The following is an 18,097-nucleotide window of genomic DNA, read 5'->3' as shown; positions in this document are numbered from 1 at the left end:
AAAGGAGGGATTTATTTTGTTCAAAAAAATACTGGCCTACGCTGGTGAACACCAAAAAACCACCTATGGGGCCATTGCCGTTATGCTGGCAGGTATGGTCATGCAGGTACTGCCGTTCTGGTTTATCTACCAAATCATTCGCCCTCTGCTGATGAGGGAATCGGTATCAGCAGAGTATATCATCTATCGCCTTGCCGCCATTGCCGCTTGCACGGTACTCTATGCGGTACTATACATCTGGGGGCTTTCCCTTTCCCACCATGCCGCCTATCATACGCTGAAAAACCTGCGCATTTCTTTGCAGAAAAAAATGGAGGGTTTGCCTCTGGGTGTCATACAGCAGAAAGGCGTTGGCGCCATCAAAAAAATGTTTATTGATGATATTGAAAAAATTGAACTTCCGCTAGCCCATGCCATACCAGAGGGCGTTGCAAATACGGCTGTTCCCGTACTGGTGTTCCTGGGCCTGTTTTGGGCAGATTGGCGGATGGCGCTTTTAGCCCTGGCTTCTTTGCCGTTAGGGGCTATTGCCATGATGATCATGTACCGAAGCGGCATGAGTAAAATGGGCTCCTATTATCAAGCGGCCCAGAAGATGAACAGCACGATTGTAGAATACATCAACGGCATGGAAGTCGTCAAAGTGTTCAATCGGGATGGCGAATCCTACCATCGGTATGAGAACGACATTAAAAGCTATCGAGACTTTACACTGGCCTGGTATAAAGTTTGCTGGCCATGGATGGCGATTTACAACACCCTCGTCCCTTGTGTAGCCCTCTTTGTCCTGCCTGTGGGTTCCTATTTTGTCCTTCAGGGGTATTCCACCCTGCCAAATTTAGCGCTGGCACTGTGCATGTCTTTCGGCATCAGTGCTCCCCTTCTGCGGGTAATGAGCTTTATGCCCACCATGGCACAAATTAACTATACGATTTCCAATATGGAGCAGTTAATGAATGAAGCTCCTCTCACTCAATCGCCGACACCTTTTGCCGGAAGAAACCACGGCGTAAGCTTTGAGGACGTATGCTTTGCGTACCAAGAAACAGAGGTCCTGCACAGTATCACCTTGAATATACCGGAGGGAAGTCTCACTGCTTTGGTGGGGGAATCCGGCAGCGGCAAGAGTACCCTTGCCAAGTTGTTGGTGCATTTTTACGACATAACCAGCGGTGCCATTAAAGTAGGCGGACAGGATATCCGGCACATGAGTCTGGAATCCCTCAACGAGCAAATCTCCTATGTGGCCCAGGAGCAGTTCCTCTTCAATATCAGTCTGCTGGAAAATATCCGCTTGGGAAAACCAGAAGCTACCGACCAAGAAGTGCTGGCTGCTGCTGAAAAAGCCCAGTGTGGTGAATTCCTGGCCCGGTTGAAAAAAGGCATACATACCCTGGCAGGAGATAGCGGTAAACAACTTTCTGGCGGAGAGCGTCAGCGAATCTCTTTGGCTCGTGCCATCTTAAAGAATGCTCCTATCGTGGTGCTGGACGAAGCCACCGCCTTTATCGACCCAGAGAATGAGGAAAAGATGAATGCGGCTATTGCCGAGGTCATTTCCGGTAAAACGGTTATTGTCATCGCCCATCGGCTGCATTCGATTCTACATGCCGACCAAATCTGTGTCCTGGCTGGAGGAACGCTGGCCGCCGCCGGAACCCATACGCAACTGCTGTCCAGCTGCCCGGCTTATCAAAAGCTGTGGCTAGCCGCTGAGAGCAGTGCTCAGTGGAAAGTCAGCATCGAGAAAGGAGGCGAAATCTTATGACCGCTTTAATGAAACGTATTTTTATGGCTTCCGGAAAATATAAGACTCGAATTGCTGTAGCCTTTGTATTCTCTTTTTTAAAAGGTATGCTCAAGAATGCCCCCATCGGCCTTGGCTTTGTGGTCCTTGCCGCCTTTTATCACGGCTATGCCCCCCCCCAGTTATGCCTGTGGATTGGTCTTGGTCTAATCTTTATTTTGTTGCTGCAAATGTTGTGTCAAAATCTCTCCGATAGACTGCAATCCGCCGCCGGTTTTCTGCTCTTTGCCGATAAACGCATGGAACTGGGCGCCCATTTGCGCAACATGCCTATGGGGTATTTTACCGAAGGCAATATTGGCAAAATCAGCTCTGTGCTCTCCACGGATATGGTATTCATCGAGGAAAACTGCATGGATGTGCTGGCAGATATGATGAGTTATGTTTTCTCACAGGTTATCCTGATCATCTTTCTCTTTTTCTTCAATCCGTGGCTGGGTCTTGCCAGCTTAATAGTTGTCCTGCTGATTCTGCTGCTAGGGCGCGGGCTCAAAAAGGAAGCCCTTACGGACTCAGCTGTCCGGCAGACTCAATTAGAAGATTTAACAGAATCCGTTCTGGACTTTACCGAAGGCATCGGCATCATCAAGACGTATAACCTGTTGGGGGAGAAATCCAAGACTCTCTCCAACAGCTTCCGGGAATTTTGCCGTACCAGCTTAGAGTTTGAAGAAAACCATACTCCTTGGCAGCGGGGCTTAAACCTGATTTATGGCTTCGGCGTAGTAGTTATCCTGTGCCTCTCGCTCTTTCTGTATTTCAAAGGGCAATTAGACGTAACCTATTTATTGGGGATTATGCTCTTCGTCTTTGACTTGTTTGGCCCATTAAAGGCCTTGTACGGACAAAGTGCGCGGCTCACCGTGATGAATAGCTGTATGGATCGCATCGAAGAGGTCTTTGCCCAGCAAGAACTGCCAGATGATGGAACCCACTGTATTCCAGAAAGCAGCTCTGCTCCCCAGGTCCAGTTTGAACAGGTCAGCTTTGCCTATGGTGAACAAGAGGTATTGCACCATATCTCCTTCAATCTGGAAGCGAACCAGATGCTGGCCCTCGTCGGGCCCTCTGGCGGAGGTAAATCTACTATTGCCAGCCTTTTAGCTCGTTTCTGGGATGTGAAATCTGGCCGAATCCTGGTCCGTGGGCAAGATATCCGAACTATTCCCCTGAGCAACCTGATGGATCACATCAGCATGGTGTTTCAGCGGGTATACCTGTTTCAAGACACCATCTACAATAACCTTCGCATGGGCAGACCCAGCGCCAGCCGGGAAGAAGTAATCGAAGCAGCGAAAAAGGCCCGGTGTTATGATTTTATCATGGCACTGCCCCAAGGCTTTGATACTCTGGTGGGCGAAGGCGGCGCCAGCCTTTCTGGCGGCGAGCAGCAGCGTCTATCCATCGCCCGCTGCATCTTGAAAGATGCACCTATCATCATTCTGGACGAAGCCACTGCCAGCGTGGATGCCGATAATGAAAGTTATATTCAACAAGCCATCAACGAACTTTGCCAAGGTAAAACCTTGTTGGTTATCGCCCACCGCCTAAACACCATCCGCCACGCGGATAAGATTTTGGTTATCGCCGACGGAACCATTGCCGAACAAGGCACCCATGAAGAATTGATGCAAAGAGATGGTCTCTATAAACACTTTGTTACGGTCAGAGAGACTAACCAAGGTTGGAGCCCACGAAAATAATATTTGACTTACTTAAATTTCTCTAACCCACAACGAGCAGAAAGGCCCCGGATAACCCAGGGGCCTTTCTGTTTGTTAGCTTTAATGTCTACGAGCTTGAGCCTCACTACTTTGTCTATTACAGCATTTGCTTCAAAGACGTGACGGTAACCTCCAGCACCCGGGTCAGAAAGGCAAATTGTTCCTTCATGCTGTCATAGTCGGCACCGGAGTCCAGAAATCTGGCCGTCCCTTCGATTACAAAGCCCGTTCCCTGATAGTCCTTGTAGCCTATAACCTCCCGACTGCCCAAGGCCAGCTTCACCTTGTTGTTTTGGTGCACATTCTTCTCCGTCTTGCGCATGGCATAAGCTGGTATCAGCAGCTTGTTGTCCGGTGTCAAGACGATGTAAGAATTCCAGGTGTTGACGATGTGAGGCTCTCCCTCTCCCATAGACACGATGGAAACAACCCCTTCATTCTTTAAAACTTCTAAAAATTTTTCTGTAATCATAACTCTTACCTCCTGCATATTGCATTTATTAAATCTATTATAGATAACTATTATCTGTGATAGATTATACAATATCGCCTTTTAGCTGTCAATATAATTATAGATAATTATTATCTACGATATCTAATTGACTTTCAGAAAAAAATGTACTATTATTGAAGGAATACTAGTTAAATTGGGAGGTTCCTTGTATGCAATTTTCAATCGGCGTAGAATACGCCCTGCATTGTTTGATTTATATGGTAGATATTCCGACAGGAAAGTCCGTCGGGATTAAAGACTTGGCCGCTTATCAAGGCGTATCAGAGACGTATTTGTCTAAGGTGTATACAAAATTGAGAAAGTCGGGGATTGTAAAGTCCATTCCCGGGGTCAACGGCGGCTATGAATTGGCTCGAAACCCTAAGGAGATTAGCTTCTGGGACGTAGTGGAGGCCGTGGAAGGCAGTTCTCCCCTCTTTCAGTGCGCAGAGATTCGGCAGAAAGAATTGTTGCTGGACAAAGAAAATCTACCGGATTCTCACACGAAATGCCCCTGCCTGATTAAAGTAGTCATGTTGGAAGCGGAGGAACAGATGCGGCAGCACCTGAGAAGCAAGACCCTGGCCTGGCTCCACCAACAGGTAGCAGAAAAGGTTCCGGAGGAGCACCTGCAAGCTACCAGCGATTGGTTCAATGGATTCCGCTAAGGGCGGCGTTAGTAATTGTTCAAATTTTTTGAGCATCCAATACAAATAAAGTTGCATCCTGCCCCATAAAGATGTTACGGCCCTCATAAAAACGCTCCCAGCGGATATTCCCATAACCCATCTGCTCCATGATACAAGCCAGTTCCTGCTGGTCAAATCCACAGTGAACCAAAGGGGAAGTTACCTTTTCATTCTTGTCAAAATCCACGATTATCAAATGGCCGTTGTCATTCAAGATTTCGTACAACCGCGATAAGAGCCATTTTACATCACCGATGTGAAGCAAAACTTGAGCCATAAAAATGTAGTCTGCACGAAGCTCGGTCTGCTCCGCCTTTTCCAAATCAAAACACAGGGTGTCTGCATTTTCTATATTGTCCTGCAAAAGCTTCTTTTTTACTTGCTCAATCATATTCTGGGAGGAATCCAAGAACAAGATTGACCGAAAGTGTTCCAACAGTTCCAGTCCCACAAGGCCTGTTCCACAACCAAAATCAATAGCCTTTTTTTCTTTCATGTCTGCCAAGCATTTGCGAATCCCCTTCGCCGATGCCTGAGCCAGCTGAATCCGCTCCGGGGTGTCATAAGCGGCAGCTATCTGTTCAAACTTGTCTGTATTTCCCATAAGGCCTCCCTTCTGAAAATCTCAATTAGCGTCAAGATCCACCATCTCCTACTCTATCCAAGCTTCATATCTTATCATTTCCTCGATTGCTTTTCTCGGCCGCTGCTGGGGCGCCTCTTCGCCATACCCCAAGGTAATAATTCCGCACACATATTTATCTTCGGGTATATTGAGAATCGGTCGGATGTCATCTTGTGCAAACCAAGCTGTCCAACAAGCCGCTATTCCCCGATGCTCCGCTTCAAGCAAGATATGCTCCATGGCAATAGCCGTATCCCTAATAATCTGTTTCAATTCCGGCTCCGGGCTGTTTTCATCCAGTCTGATTTTAGTATCTGCGGAGATCCGGCAGCGAATATCTGCTACCGCTACAATAAATACAGGAGCTGACAGCATCCAAGTTTGGCCATGGTCAGCACTAGCCAGCTTTTCCTTTGTATCCTGGGATTCTACCACAATAAAGGACCAGGGCTGCGTATTACTTCCAGAGGGTGCAAGCCTGGCACTCTCCAGTATCTGAATAACCTTTTCTTTTTCAAGCTTCTTCTTTTGATACTTGCGTATACTTCTTCTATTTGCTATCTCTTCCAACTCAATCGTCCCCTTTCAACCCGTCCATAGTTACAGCTGTTTATCCCATCATAGCACTTGTTTTCAGAATAGACAACATATCGAATTAGCTTTGGGGCAAAACAGCTACCAGTTTTTGAACCACGTCTTCCATGCTGTATTTGCTTACATTTAAAATCAAATCATAGTTCTCAGCCTGACCCCATTCTTGCCCGGTGAAGAACTTGCAATGGTTGCTTCGTTCAATATTAATTTTTTCAATCTTGTGTGCTGCCTCTTCAAAACCGATATGTTCACGCTCCTGAACGGTTCTAATTTTATAGTCGGTATCGGCACGCAGAAAAATATGATAAACATTTTTATAATCTTTTAAAGCATAGTTCGCCAATCGGCCAACTATTACCGCCGAAGACTTCGATGCGAAGTCTCGGATTACTTCTTGCTCTGCGTGGAACAACGCTTCCCTCTTAGACTCCTCTCCTTTTACATACGCAAAATTCTGCAGATATAAATCATACAGTAAGCCATTGGTAAGCTTCTCTTCGTTTGATTCGATGAACTCCTTGCTGTAGCCGCTTTTTTCAGCAGCTTTTTGAATGATTTCATGATCGAAATAGGCGATGCCGAGCTCCCCGGCAATCATTTCTCCAATCCGGCTTCCATTGCTGCCAAATTCCCGGCTGACGGTAATAATATAATGGTTTTCATATGTAGCTTCGGCCCTGCTGTTTTCCCCCTCTGTATCGGGAAAAAGAAAGAGGGTAAGTGGCGCCAAGGTTTTTCCGAATTGTTTCGCAATCAGCCCCACAATCAGTGCCGCGATGATAGTTCCTTCTCGTACGCCTCTAAGCTGCTGAAACACCAATAAAGACATAATTCCTGCCATGATTGTCATAGAAGCATCAAAGCAGACTTTGGTGGTGCCAAAATCCGTACCGAATCTTGTCGTTATGGCTTTTACGAAGGCTTCTCCCGGCAGCATAACTACATCGGCCAGAACCTCAATGTACACACCAAAGCCCAAAATAAAACAGCCAATCAGAAGAGAAAGCCCCTTCATGGCATACAGCTCTGGCTGAAAAGAACTCAATAGAAGCATGGAGTAATCAATAAAGTACCCAAAAATAATGGAAACTGGAATCTGAATCAGCTGAATCATCTGAAACTTTTTCCCAAGAATTATCATCTGCATTATAATTAAAATCAAACTAAAAAGTATCGTAAAGTTACCTAATGTTGGTTTAAATGCCAAGCTTAGTACATATGGAATACTGGAAATCGGTGAGGTTCCAAGGCTTGCTTTGGTAATGAAGCTTACCCCAAATGAGTTTATAAATAAGCCAATTAAAAAAATAACGTATCGTTTTAGCAATTCTGTTTTCTGCAAGTTCTATCTCCTATCTATATTTGTTTTGGTCTTTGCTGTCAAATGTTTTTATCTTTCATATTCCCGTTAATTTTGGCTAGCAATTCTAATAAAAATCGTTTTTCCTCTTCTGATAAACCGTCTAATGCATGACTTTCCACTTGCGAAAAAACTTCGTTTACATACTTGGCCTTTTCTCTGCCTAAGTCCGTCAGGTACACATATAAATTTCTGCGATTGTTATGCAATTCCTTGCGAATGACTAACCCGTCCTTTTCCATTTTAGTTAAAAGACTCGTAACGGAAGCAGGCTCAATCATACAGCACTGTGCAATGTCTTTTTGCATGCATCCATCGTGTTCTGATAAATACTCCAATACCTTTGGTTGACCGATAGATAAAGCATGGGGCATTAAATATGAAAAAACCATTTTTGAAAATAAGGTCTGGTTCTCAAACATTAAGTTATGATAAGTCATGTTCATCCCTCTCTTTCGTTTAATTAGAATTCTAATTGTTATAATTCTAATTGTCAAGTTTTGTTTAGCGCCTCCTTTTTATGTAAAATATTCCCAATGTAAACTTGTATGTTTTCCTTAAAAGAAATATAATAAGAATATTAAAGAATTAAGCTCAGACTATATAACAGCAAAAGAAGTCGTGAAGGAAAGGATTGTGAACCTAATGAAACGGATATTTTTGGTGGAAGACGATAAGGCCATTGCTAAAAACCTTATGTTGCTGCTCCGCTCGGAAGGATTTATCACCACCCACGCCTCTACCCAGGAGGCAGCCCGTGCCCTGCTTGACGAAATGAAATTTGATTTGGCACTTGTTGATATCTCTTTGCCGGATGGAAATGGTTTTACCCTTTGCACCGAGATTAAAGAGGCACAAGATATTCCAGTTATTTTTCTAACAGCTTCTGGAGACGAATCTAGCGTTGTTACCGGACTGAACATAGGTGCAGACGACTATATTACCAAGCCTTTTCGCCCTCGGGAATTAGTTGCGCGAATTCGAACTGCTTTACGAAAGGGCAAGCGTTTTGGTTTAAACTTTGATATGCAAGGACTTCATGTAGACACCGCAAGCGGCCTGGTAAAAAAAGACGGCCGGGAGATTTTCTTGTCTCCTCTGGAATACCGGCTATTGCTGTTGTTTATTAATAATCCCAAACAGATTATCACCAGAGGCAGACTTCTTGATGAGTTATGGGACGCTGCGGGAGAGTTCGTCCATGACAATACACTGACGGTATACATCAAACGCTTGCGGGAGAAGATAGAAAATGATCCCGTAAGCCCACAAATTATTCTGACGGTTCGCGGGATGGGCTATAGATTGGGGGATAAGCATGCTTCGGAATAGAGAATTTCGACAGTTTGCTATGTTGTTTTTCTTCATAGCTGCCACCGCAGTGACCCTGGGATTTGTAATTGATATAACAGCAGGAATCCTTCTCCTGATTGCTGCCGCCGCTTTTGGCATAGCTTTTTTTGCCTTTACCAACGCCCGCTATAAAAAGATTGCTCAGATTTCCCATCAAATCGATCTTGTCCTTCACAACGCGGATCATTTGTACATTGTTGACTCAGACGAGGGGGAACTTTCTATCCTGCACAGTGAAATAACTAAAATGACTCAGCGTATTCGAGAACAAAATGACGCGCTGAAAAAAGAAAAGGAACATCTTGCCGATTCCCTAGCCGACATCGCCCACCAACTTCGCACCCCGCTGACCTCCGCAAACCTCATCCTTTCTCTGTTAGCCAATATGCCCGAGGCAACCCAGCAGAAAGCCTTTGTGCGAGAGGCAGAAGAATTATTTGTACAGATGGATTGGCTGCTTACTACCCTGTTGAAATTGTCTCGACTAGATGCAGGAATTGTGGTCTTCCAGCGCACATCGGTAGAGGTAAGTGCCCTAATAGAGGCCTCCCTTCGTCCCTTTCTCATCTCCATGGAGCTGCACCATATCCAGCTGCAACTGGATGTGCCAAAAGGGATTATCATTCAAGGAGATGCTTCCTGGCTTTCAGAAGCCATGCAAAATATCTTTAAAAACTGTATGGAAAGCGTAGGCGAAAACGGGGAGCTGGAGATTGTTTGCAGATCCACGCCACTGTTTACAGAACTTACAATCCATGACAACGGTCCGGGGTTTGAAAAAGAAGATCTGGCCAGATTATTTGAACGTTTTTCTCGTGGTCAGAAAACAAGCACTGTCGGTTATGGGATTGGACTGGCTCTCTGCAAGATGATTATAACACGGCAGAACGGAACAATTACCGCCAAAAACCATTCCCAGGGCGGTGCAATATTTACGATTCGTTTCTCCAAGTGACAATTCTCTCACCTGAAAGTCACTAAGATGTAAGTTGAAGGGTCTACTATATGGGTAAGCCATGAGAAAGGAGACTCACATAATGGAGTTTTTAAAAATTGAAAATTTATGCAAGGTCTATGGGAAGGGTGATAACCAAGTCACTGCCTTAGATCATGTTTCTCTTACTATTGAAAAAGGTGATTTTACTGCTATCATCGGTTCTTCCGGTTCCGGTAAATCCACCTTGCTTCACGCCATTGCAGGTGTGGATATACCAACAAGTGGACGGGTGCTGCTGGATGGACAAGACGTGTATGCTCAAAATAACGAAAAGCTTGCCATCTTTCGCAGACGACAGGTGGGGCTGATCTATCAGTTTCACAATCTGATTCCTACTTTAAATGTGGAGGAAAACATTACGTTGCCCATCTTGATGGATAAACGGAAAATCAATCAAGGGCGCCTGAACGATCTGCTGGAGCTGCTAGGTCTACAGGAACGCAGAACACACCTGCCCAATCAGCTTTCAGGAGGCCAGCAGCAACGTGTTGCCATTGGACGTGCCTTGATGAATGCACCCGCAGTTATGCTTGCAGACGAACCCACAGGCAGCTTGGACAGCCGAAATGGACATGAAATCATCAAACTCTTGAAAGAAAGCAATAAAAAGTATGGTCAGACCTTGCTCCTCGTCACCCATGATGAAAATATTGCCTTGCAAGCAGACCGCATTATCACTATCGCCGATGGAAAAGTGGTGGGGGATGAGAGGCAGGTGGCCCGGTCATGAACATTTTTAACAAGGTAGCTCTGCAAGGATTGAAAAAGAACCGTACACGAACATTTGTAACAATTATCGGCGTTGTTCTGTCAGCAGCTATGATTACCGCAGTTGCCACCTTTGGCACCTCTCTGTTAACTTATCTGCTAAACGGTTCCCTTGCAAAGTATGGAGACTGGCATGTTGAATTTACAGATGCCGATTCCACTTTTGTGCAGGAGCAAGTAAATAACGATGAAGTTTCGACTACCGCGGTATTTGAAAATATTGGCTATGCCATGCTCAATGGTGCGAAAAGCTTAGAGAAACCTTATTTATTCATTTCCGGGTTCCATGATGAAACTTTTGATACGCTGCCTATTACCCTTATTTCCGGTAGACTGCCTGAAAACAGCAGTGAAATTCTTGTTCCCTCTCACATCGCGGTTAAGGCTGGGGTTAAAATTTCTGTAGGTGATACCTTAACCCTTGCCATCGGCAATCGTGAGGCGGATGGTAAAATGCTCACCCAGCATGAATCCTATCGTGGGGGGAAGGAAACCTTGGTCCCTGTGACGATGAAAACCTACACAGTTGTGGGACTTTGTGATCGACCGGGGTTTGAAGAACAATCCGCACCGGGGTATACCCTGATAACACAAGCAGACACCGCGGATCAGTCAAATCGGTTTAGCCTTTTTGTAACACTTAAAAATCCCTACAAGGTCCAGACCTATGCAAGCACCATGACCGGAACAGATACGTATGTTCTAAATGATAATGTGCTGCGCTTTATGGGTATTTCGGATAATAAACTATTCAATACACTTCTATACTCGGTTGGTAGTATTCTCATTACCATCATCATGGTCGGTGCAATTTTCCTGATCTACAACTCGTTTAATATCTCGCTGAACGAGCGCACACACCAGTTTGGCCTCCTCATGTCGGTGGGGGCTACTGCCAGGCAGCTGCGAAATTCGGTGCTCTTTGAAGGCCTTTGCATTGGCGCAATCGGGATTCCGATTGGACTTCTTGTGGGCATCGGTAGTATCAAATTAATACTACCGATTGTAGCAAACAATTTCAGCACTATTATCAACAGTACAGTGCCCCTGAATCTGTCGATATCTGTACCTGCACTGGTGGTGGCGGCGGCAGTCAGTTTAGTCACCATTTTGATTTCTGCCTATATCCCAGCAAGAAAAGCTGCAAGCACGCCGGTGATGGAGTGTATCCGTCAAACCAACGAGATTAAAATTGAATCCAAGGTCGTGAAAACCTCAAAGCTCGCACAGCGTATTTACGGATTGGAGGGACTGCTTGCACTAAAGAATTTTAGGCGAAATAGAAAACGTTATCGCAGCGTCGTACTATCGCTTACACTCAGCGTGGTGCTTTTTGTCTCTGGAAGCGCCTTTGGAACCACACTAAAGCAGCTTACAAAAGAATACACGGTAGACATAGATGGAGATGTCTCGTTGTATACACAAGCTATGCAAAAAGACGAGCTGTTTCAATTGTATGATAAGTTAAAGGCTGCTGACAGCATTTATAAAAGTACCTATCAAGCGAATCTGACTTACCCTTGCTCAACAAGGGATTTTCCAAGTGATTTTGTGAGCACCTACCGGGCGTCTATGGGGGACGAAAGTACAGAGAAAACCCTGACATTGCCACTGGACGTTCAGTTTATTGAGGATGACATCTATTACAGCTTTATCCGAAGCCTCGATCTGCCCACAGCGGAATACACCGGACAGAACGCAAAAGTTCTCATTGTAGGCGTAAATACAATAGAGCATACAACTTATTTCACAAACCAATCCATGGATTTTACCCTTACCTCGGCTTCTGGGGAGCAGACAAAAACAATTCGTGCCACCTTTGCGGATTCCTACCCCTTAGACCTCCTACCCCGCGATTCGACACCTACTTACTATTTTGTAGTCGTTGCTCCATGGGAGATGAAAGCGCAATTTGACACATTGGGGATGACTGAAAAATTTGGCCTGACCTTCTGGTCAGAAAATCCAGCACAGGCTATGACACAGCTACAGTCAATTATTGAGGAATCCGACATTGCCTCCGACTATACCTTGCTCAATCTCTCCTCATCCGTTGACCTATTCCGCAGTCTCACCTTTGTAGTCGATGTATTCACCTATGTCTTTGTTATCATGCTTTCGCTGATTGCTGTGGCCAATGTGTTTAATACCATTTCTACCAACATTAAGTTGCGACGGCGTGAACTCGCCATGCTCCGTTCCGTCGGAATGTCCGACCATGATTTCAATAAAATGATGCTCTTTGAGTGCGCCTTTTATGGTATGCGAACGCTCTTGTTTGGAATTCCCATCGCAGGGATTCTTTCATGGCTAATTTACAAAGTAGCCATGCTGGCAGAAAATCTGAAAAACTTTTCCTTTTCGTTCCCGTGGGGAAGTATGGCAATCAGCGCCCTGGGGGTATTCCTTGTGGTTTTTATTACTATGCTGTACGCTACAAACAAGATTAGAAAAGAAAATATTATTGACGCACTTCGAGATGACATGACTTGATTCAGCGGAAATATTAATCCACTAGGTAATAAAAGCCAAAGAAAACAGGCACCAGAATTTGTATTCTAGTGCCTGTTTTTTTCAGCTAATATTTATTATATATTATACTTTTCCATAAATCTGGAAATCATCGCCGCTGCTTCTGCTCTTGTGGCCTTCTGCTGGGGATCAAAGCTCAGATCATCTCTTCCGCTTATAACGCCCGCCTGAACCATGGAGGAAACGGCTGTTTTAGCCCAATCGTTTATAGCTTCATTGTCCGTGAAAGTTACAGCACTTCCTTCCGCTAATTCAAAGCCTTGTGATTTAGCAAGATTATAAAGCATAACCGCCATCTGTTCTCTGGTAATATTTTCATTAATACCAAACTCACTGCTGCTTATTCCGCTTATAATCTTCTGCTGGCTTGCCCAGCCAACATATCCGGAATACCAGGTTCCGCTTTGCACATCAGCAAAGGTAGCATTTTCAACTACGTCGGCATTGGCAAGTCTGCCGATAGCCGTTACAAACATGGCTCTTGTCATGCCTGTATTTGGTGAGAATTCATTTTTAGCTACGCCTGTGAAAATCTTTCTTTCAACAACCGTATTGATAGCCTCGGCTGCCCAATGACTCTGTGTATCGGCAAAGACCTTGCTGGCGGTATTGTTTTCTGTATTCTCATTCTTTTCACTGTTATTATCAATAGGGGTTTCTGTTTTATTGGTTGTGTCGTTTGTTTTGCTTCCCCCAGAGGATCCGCCCTTTGATCCGCCGCCAGAAGATTTTGTTACCCGGTCTTTAAATACCACGCCGCCATCTCTTGAAGAATATGCAAAATCCCGGAGTGTGATATCTGAAGACAGTTCTACGCCATACCCATTCAAAACGGCCTTTGTTCGACTGATAAGTTCTCCATCACTTTTATTTGAATTCAGTAAATCGGCAAAGCTTGTGCTCTTCAGCTCAGCTAAAGTCTTTTCTTCAAGTGCTATAACGGTTCCCTTCCCAAGCTCTGCACCGGAAACAATTGTCCCGATTCCTTTAGCCGGAGAAAACACTTGTGAACCGCTTACCTGAGAAGCGCCTTTATTGTAGTAAGCTTTTTCAATATACCCAATGCCGGTAACTCGTCCTGTGATTCCGCCGACATCATTAACCGTGTTTGCCGAAGCAAGTGTCACGTCAGCATAGTTGTTGATTTCAATACCGGCATTCATACCCGATATGCCACCAACCTGTATTCTGGCACCATTTCCTGTTCCCTTAACGCTTCCAAGTGCATAACAGTTTATAATCAGGGACCTGTTGGGAAGTCCACATATACCGCCTGCATAGGAATACCCATCTCGGCTCTGACTGTTTACCGTCACATCAACGTAACTGTTTGCGATTATTCCCTTGTTAATGTTTCCGATCAGGCCCGCCGCATCATTTTGCTTAGCAGAATAACTGTTTACCGTACCTTTTGCATAGCAGAAATCGATCGATCCGTGATCCCCAGAATTTTGAATATAATATCCGGAAAGAATCCCTGCGTAGGCGATGGAGTCACCTAAGTATCGGTGATAGATTTGAGCCTTTTCCATGCCAAGATTTTTCACGACAGCAGCCTCCAGATTTGCAAACAGTCCTACAGACTTGCAGTACATTTCAGGATTGGCTTCTGAACCGATGGTCATATTGGAGATAACCTTATTGTTACCATCAAAGGTTCCCCTGAATCCATACGCACCAGACCCCCCTGCCGGTATCCAGCTCATGCCTTGAAGGGAAATATCGCTTGTAAGTTTAATATACTTTCCTTCGTAATGTTCATCGGCATTGATAGACTCTGCAAAAGCTTTTAGCTGATTTGCCGTGCTAATCAGGTATGGATTTTTCTCTGTACCGCTGCCGCTTGCAAAAATGGAATCTGAAGCATTTCCATAATTGGTCAGATCTCTGATGGCCGCCTTTTGTGCTGCAACAGCAATCGCACTTTTAAGGGCCTTCACCAGGGTGCTGTCACTGCCGGACTGGGCATAGCTTTGGCTTTCAAGAACACCTGTAATCACTTCGTGAGAAACGGCATCCAGTGCTTCTCCTTCGTTATGTGATGTCACGCTGATTTCCGTCATGCGTTTATTCTTTACAGTCATTTGTACATAAATGTACTGCCCGCTTGGCCCTTTTGCTCTGCCATAATACGTCCCGTCCACCACTTCAAGGGTATCTGGTTCAAAAATAGGATTCATATCTTTATAGGTTGTCAAAACCGGCTCACCTATCGGCAATACGTCACTGCCTACCAATTGCCAGGACTTCAATTTCATAAAGCTTGGAAGCCCCATGGCATTCTGACCGTCTTTGTCATCTGTATTTGAGCTTTTACCGCTGACAATATCCAGCGGGAATGCACTAAAGTTAGAATTTAACAGCTCGGCAAAGGCCTGACTCTGCAAAAAGGTCTTTGCTTTTGATTCAATACCCACATTATAGGTACCGTCGTATGGCTCCCCTTCATCATTTACTCCGGCACTAACCATGAAACCAACACTTATAACCGGATTATTTACGATTCCATTGCTGTTTTGGATTGCATCTGCATTGTAATAAGAGATGAACTGTCTGGCAATGCCTGTTGCCCAACCCGAAACGGCACCAACATAAGTTGAGAACGAATCGGCTTTCATATCACCCATAGAATAACAGTTGGCCATCTTGCCGCCGTTTACGCCAATAAAGGAGGAAACCGCCGGCATGCCTTCATTTCCATTTTCTCGGCTAGCTTTACCACCTGCAAGTCCAAGCGCAAGGCAATTAGCCACAACAGTTCTATTGCTCATGCCGATAAAGGAGCCAGACTCTGCCAGACCGCCCACTGCTTCGCAGTAAACCTCTGCATCCGTCCAAGAGTTAATAACTCCGCCTTTGATGGTCATTCCCACAAGACCGCCAGCCCAAGCATTACCGCTTTTATTATTTATTTTGCTGTATACGTAGCCTTCTGCATAGCAGCTGTCAATATACGCTTTATCTGTTACAGCCGCTAAAAGCCCTGCATATAAACTAAATTCTTTTTCGGCAGAAATAACGGCATCTTCTATGCCAAGGTTTTTAATAACGGCATTTTCGCCTATCACACCAAACAAGCCATAGTACGTCGTCATTTTTGTTTTGTCTGTACTGTCACCAGAAGGTTCTTGATATGGATTTCCCTTTTCCCCAATATGCATACCCGTGATTTTATATCCTTTTCCGTCAAAGGTACCAAGAAAATCGCTATGACCAAGTCCTATAGGCAGCCAAACTGCACTGGATACATCAATATCCCCGTCTAATGCGATATAAATTCCTTTATAACTTACCGTATCTGTCACAGACAGGGCGAAGTTTCGAAGCTGTGCTTCCGTTTTTATAATATATGGATTGTTTTCTGTTCCACTTCCCCGTTCAAAAATACTGGTATCAATGGTATCATCAATAAATTTTTCGTCTGAAAGTTTAATCCCTCCATCAAGCTTCCAGGCATACACCCCCTCAACGTTGTTTACTGCACTCAGTAAATCACCCATATTGGCGTTACTTGCTGCCGCAACCTTAGAGGCTGCCGTCGAAATCTTGGCATTCAGTAATCCATCATTCATTGTCGCCACAAAATCGGCGGAATCAAATGCCACATCATCCATGACAACTATATGATCTGCCACATAGCCTGATATGGTTGGTACAAACAACATATATGGTTTAGTAATGCTGCTATTATAGTAGCCGTTTATTAAGGCGGTATTTGGCGTAATGACCCCACTTATACCGCCTATAAATTTCTTGCTTTCAACACTGTTCTCTGCGGATACGGTGCATCGGCTGAAAACATTATAGGCCGTGCCTGCAAGCATGCCCGACACACCGCCGGCCACCGTATTTTTATTTTCTCCATCACTTTCCGCTATGATGGTTCCCTGTGATGCTGCATTCAGTAAGATACACTTATTTCCTGATATGCCTGTAATACCGCCGGCATAAGAAAGCGCTTTTTCTGCGTATGCCGTTACGGTAACATCTGTGCATACATTTGAAACAATTGAGCTTGCGCTTAAATTCCCTGCGACCCCGCCGGCATAGCTTGACGCATTATCTGCAGTTGTATTGGAAAAGACCGAGCCACTTACAGCACAGTTATCAATGGTAATGTTCTCTCCTGTCATTCCTACGATTCCGCCGGCATAAACTGCCTTGGCTTCTTCTGAAATATGCACATTTGTCAACTTGATATCAGAAATTTCAGCGCCGTTTCCCAGATATCCGAAAAGCCCTGCGTATTGATTGGAATTCTTAATAGTTAAACCATCAATAGTGTTTCCTTCTCCGCTGAATTGTCCTGCAAAAGGAGCATCCTTTGTTCCAATGGGTGTCCATTCTCCACTTAATTCAATATTGCTTGAAAGTGCAATGTACTTGCCTTCATAGTCATTTTTTTCATTGACTTTATCTGCAAATCGTTGAAGCTGGTTATCCGTTTTGATAATATATGGATTGCTTTTACTGCCGCTGCCCTTTTCAAAGACTTTTGTCTCATCCTTAATTGCTTTTGATAAGGCATCATTGACAGCCCCTTTAATGCCATTACTACTGTATGTAGCACCTGTCACCCCATCAACAGCTGTCGAGTTGGCTTCGATTATTGTATCAAATAAGGCCTTCGCCTTTTCCCATAAATTCGCTGTTTCACTTTGTGAAACGACTTCTATCTCCGTAATCTTATTTTCTGCTATGGTAACATTTAAAACAATAGCGCCATTCCTGCCGGCTCCTGTGCCTTCATACTTTCCGTCGGTGTAATCTCCAGAAAGAGTGATGCTTTGAAGAGAAATTAGATTAAAAGCTGCCTCAGCAAGCTCTTGATCCTCCTCCTGCTGAACATCTTCGGATTTATTTTCCTCCTCTTTTACCTCCGGTAATTGCTCCTCTGTCTCTTTTTCCGTGGTTATTTCCGTTTCAGGCGTGTTTTCACTATTGCCAGGAGACTCCCCTCCACCGACGTCTTCATTTGTCTGAACGCCTTCCTCCGCCTCTAAAATCGGCACCTGTAAATCTGCATCATCTGCAAAAACAGGAGCAACAGAAGTAGCCGAAGAAATAGCAACAATCATTGCCATCATCACCCCGACTATTTTCTTTTTATTCTTTTTTAAGTAAGATAATTTCACCGCATATCCCTCCAATGCAA

The 18,097-nt window shown here is 44.7% G+C and carries 13 protein-coding genes; 7 read left to right on the top strand and 6 right to left on the bottom strand.

What is annotated here, in order from left to right; all coding sequences use genetic code 11:
- Positions 1-16: 16 nt before the first annotated feature.
- Positions 17-1,768: an ABC transporter ATP-binding protein gene (locus Ami103574_RS05090; protein ID WP_163065597.1), complete on the top strand. Its 1,752-nt coding sequence runs from the start codon at positions 17-19 to the stop codon at positions 1,766-1,768.
- Positions 1,765-3,510, top strand: coding sequence for an ABC transporter ATP-binding protein (locus tag Ami103574_RS05085; protein ID WP_163065596.1), 1,746 nt, complete (start codon positions 1,765-1,767; stop codon positions 3,508-3,510). The genes Ami103574_RS05090 and Ami103574_RS05085 overlap by 4 nt, the downstream gene beginning before the upstream one ends.
- A gap of 118 nt (positions 3,511-3,628) precedes the next feature.
- Here the strand turns inward: Ami103574_RS05085 and Ami103574_RS05080 are convergent, their stop codons facing one another.
- A complete protein-coding gene (locus tag Ami103574_RS05080; protein WP_163065595.1) occupies positions 3,629-4,003 on the bottom strand; it encodes a pyridoxamine 5'-phosphate oxidase family protein in 375 nt (124 codons plus the stop codon).
- 191 nt (positions 4,004-4,194) lie between these two features.
- Here Ami103574_RS05080 and Ami103574_RS05075 point away from each other — a divergent pair, with 191 nt between their 5' ends.
- Positions 4,195-4,692 (top strand): RrF2 family transcriptional regulator, encoded by a 498-nt coding sequence (locus tag Ami103574_RS05075; RefSeq protein WP_163065594.1) that lies wholly within the window; start codon positions 4,195-4,197, stop codon positions 4,690-4,692.
- 19 nt (positions 4,693-4,711) lie between these two features.
- Here Ami103574_RS05075 and Ami103574_RS05070 read toward each other — a convergent pair whose 3' ends face one another.
- From Ami103574_RS05070 to Ami103574_RS05055, 4 genes are all read right to left on the bottom strand, one after another.
- The gene (locus tag Ami103574_RS05070) at positions 4,712-5,317 is read right to left on the bottom strand and encodes a class I SAM-dependent DNA methyltransferase (protein ID WP_163065593.1); all 606 of its coding nucleotides are present in this window, start codon (positions 5,315-5,317) and stop codon (positions 4,712-4,714) included.
- 48 nt (positions 5,318-5,365) lie between these two features.
- Complete coding sequence (locus tag Ami103574_RS05065; RefSeq protein WP_163065592.1) at positions 5,366-5,908, bottom strand: nitroreductase family protein; 543 nt, start codon at positions 5,906-5,908, stop codon at positions 5,366-5,368.
- 85 nt (positions 5,909-5,993) lie between these two features.
- Positions 5,994-7,274 (bottom strand): cytidylate kinase family protein, encoded by a 1,281-nt coding sequence (locus Ami103574_RS05060; protein ID WP_246213198.1) that lies wholly within the window; start codon positions 7,272-7,274, stop codon positions 5,994-5,996.
- A gap of 38 nt (positions 7,275-7,312) precedes the next feature.
- On the bottom strand, positions 7,313-7,732 hold the full coding sequence (locus Ami103574_RS05055) for a MarR family winged helix-turn-helix transcriptional regulator (RefSeq protein ID WP_246213197.1): 420 nt from the start codon (positions 7,730-7,732) through the stop codon (positions 7,313-7,315).
- A gap of 205 nt (positions 7,733-7,937) precedes the next feature.
- On the opposite strand from Ami103574_RS05055, the gene Ami103574_RS05050 reads away from it, so the two are divergent.
- From Ami103574_RS05050 to Ami103574_RS05035, 4 genes are all read left to right on the top strand, one after another.
- Entirely contained in the window at positions 7,938-8,624 is a 687-nt protein-coding gene (locus Ami103574_RS05050; RefSeq protein ID WP_163065591.1) for a response regulator transcription factor, read from the top strand.
- A complete protein-coding gene (locus Ami103574_RS05045; RefSeq protein WP_163065590.1) occupies positions 8,611-9,600 on the top strand; it encodes a sensor histidine kinase in 990 nt (329 codons plus the stop codon). Before Ami103574_RS05050 ends, Ami103574_RS05045 begins: the two co-directional genes overlap by 14 nt.
- 82 nt (positions 9,601-9,682) lie before the next feature.
- Complete coding sequence (locus tag Ami103574_RS05040; RefSeq protein WP_163065589.1) at positions 9,683-10,372, top strand: ABC transporter ATP-binding protein; 690 nt, start codon at positions 9,683-9,685, stop codon at positions 10,370-10,372.
- The gene (locus Ami103574_RS05035) at positions 10,369-12,903 is read left to right on the top strand and encodes an ABC transporter permease (RefSeq protein WP_163065588.1); all 2,535 of its coding nucleotides are present in this window, start codon (positions 10,369-10,371) and stop codon (positions 12,901-12,903) included. Before Ami103574_RS05040 ends, Ami103574_RS05035 begins: the two co-directional genes overlap by 4 nt.
- 95 nt (positions 12,904-12,998) lie before the next feature.
- On the opposite strand, the gene Ami103574_RS05030 is transcribed toward Ami103574_RS05035, so the two are convergent.
- Positions 12,999-18,077, bottom strand: a complete 5,079-nt coding sequence (locus Ami103574_RS05030) for an S-layer homology domain-containing protein (RefSeq protein WP_163065587.1) — start codon at positions 18,075-18,077, stop codon at positions 12,999-13,001.
- Between the last annotated feature and the right edge of the window lie 20 nt (positions 18,078-18,097).

It is taken from the genome of Aminipila butyrica (assembly GCF_010669305.1).
Taxonomy (GTDB): domain Bacteria; phylum Bacillota; class Clostridia; order Peptostreptococcales; family Anaerovoracaceae; genus Aminipila; species Aminipila butyrica.
Note: the sequence above shows the minus strand (reverse complement) of the source record. Positions and strands in the feature narration are given on the sequence as shown.

Excerpts from the sequence above, each read along its gene's own strand:
- Ami103574_RS05085 (WP_163065596.1), top strand. The coding sequence starts at position 1,765 with ATGACCGCTTTAATGAAACGTATTTTTATGGCTTCCGGAAAATATAAG.
- Ami103574_RS05080 (WP_163065595.1), bottom strand. The coding sequence starts at position 4,003 with ATGATTACAGAAAAATTTTTAGAAGTTTTAAAGAATGAAGGGGTTGTT.
- Ami103574_RS05075 (WP_163065594.1), top strand. The coding sequence starts at position 4,195 with ATGCAATTTTCAATCGGCGTAGAATACGCCCTGCATTGTTTGATTTAT.
- Ami103574_RS05070 (WP_163065593.1), bottom strand. The coding sequence starts at position 5,317 with ATGGGAAATACAGACAAGTTTGAACAGATAGCTGCCGCTTATGACACC.
- Ami103574_RS05055 (WP_246213197.1), bottom strand. The coding sequence starts at position 7,732 with ATGACTTATCATAACTTAATGTTTGAGAACCAGACCTTATTTTCAAAA.
- Ami103574_RS05050 (WP_163065591.1), top strand. The coding sequence starts at position 7,938 with ATGAAACGGATATTTTTGGTGGAAGACGATAAGGCCATTGCTAAAAAC.
- Ami103574_RS05045 (WP_163065590.1), top strand. The coding sequence starts at position 8,611 with ATGCTTCGGAATAGAGAATTTCGACAGTTTGCTATGTTGTTTTTCTTC.
- Ami103574_RS05040 (WP_163065589.1), top strand. The coding sequence starts at position 9,683 with ATGGAGTTTTTAAAAATTGAAAATTTATGCAAGGTCTATGGGAAGGGT.
- Ami103574_RS05035 (WP_163065588.1), top strand. The coding sequence starts at position 10,369 with ATGAACATTTTTAACAAGGTAGCTCTGCAAGGATTGAAAAAGAACCGT.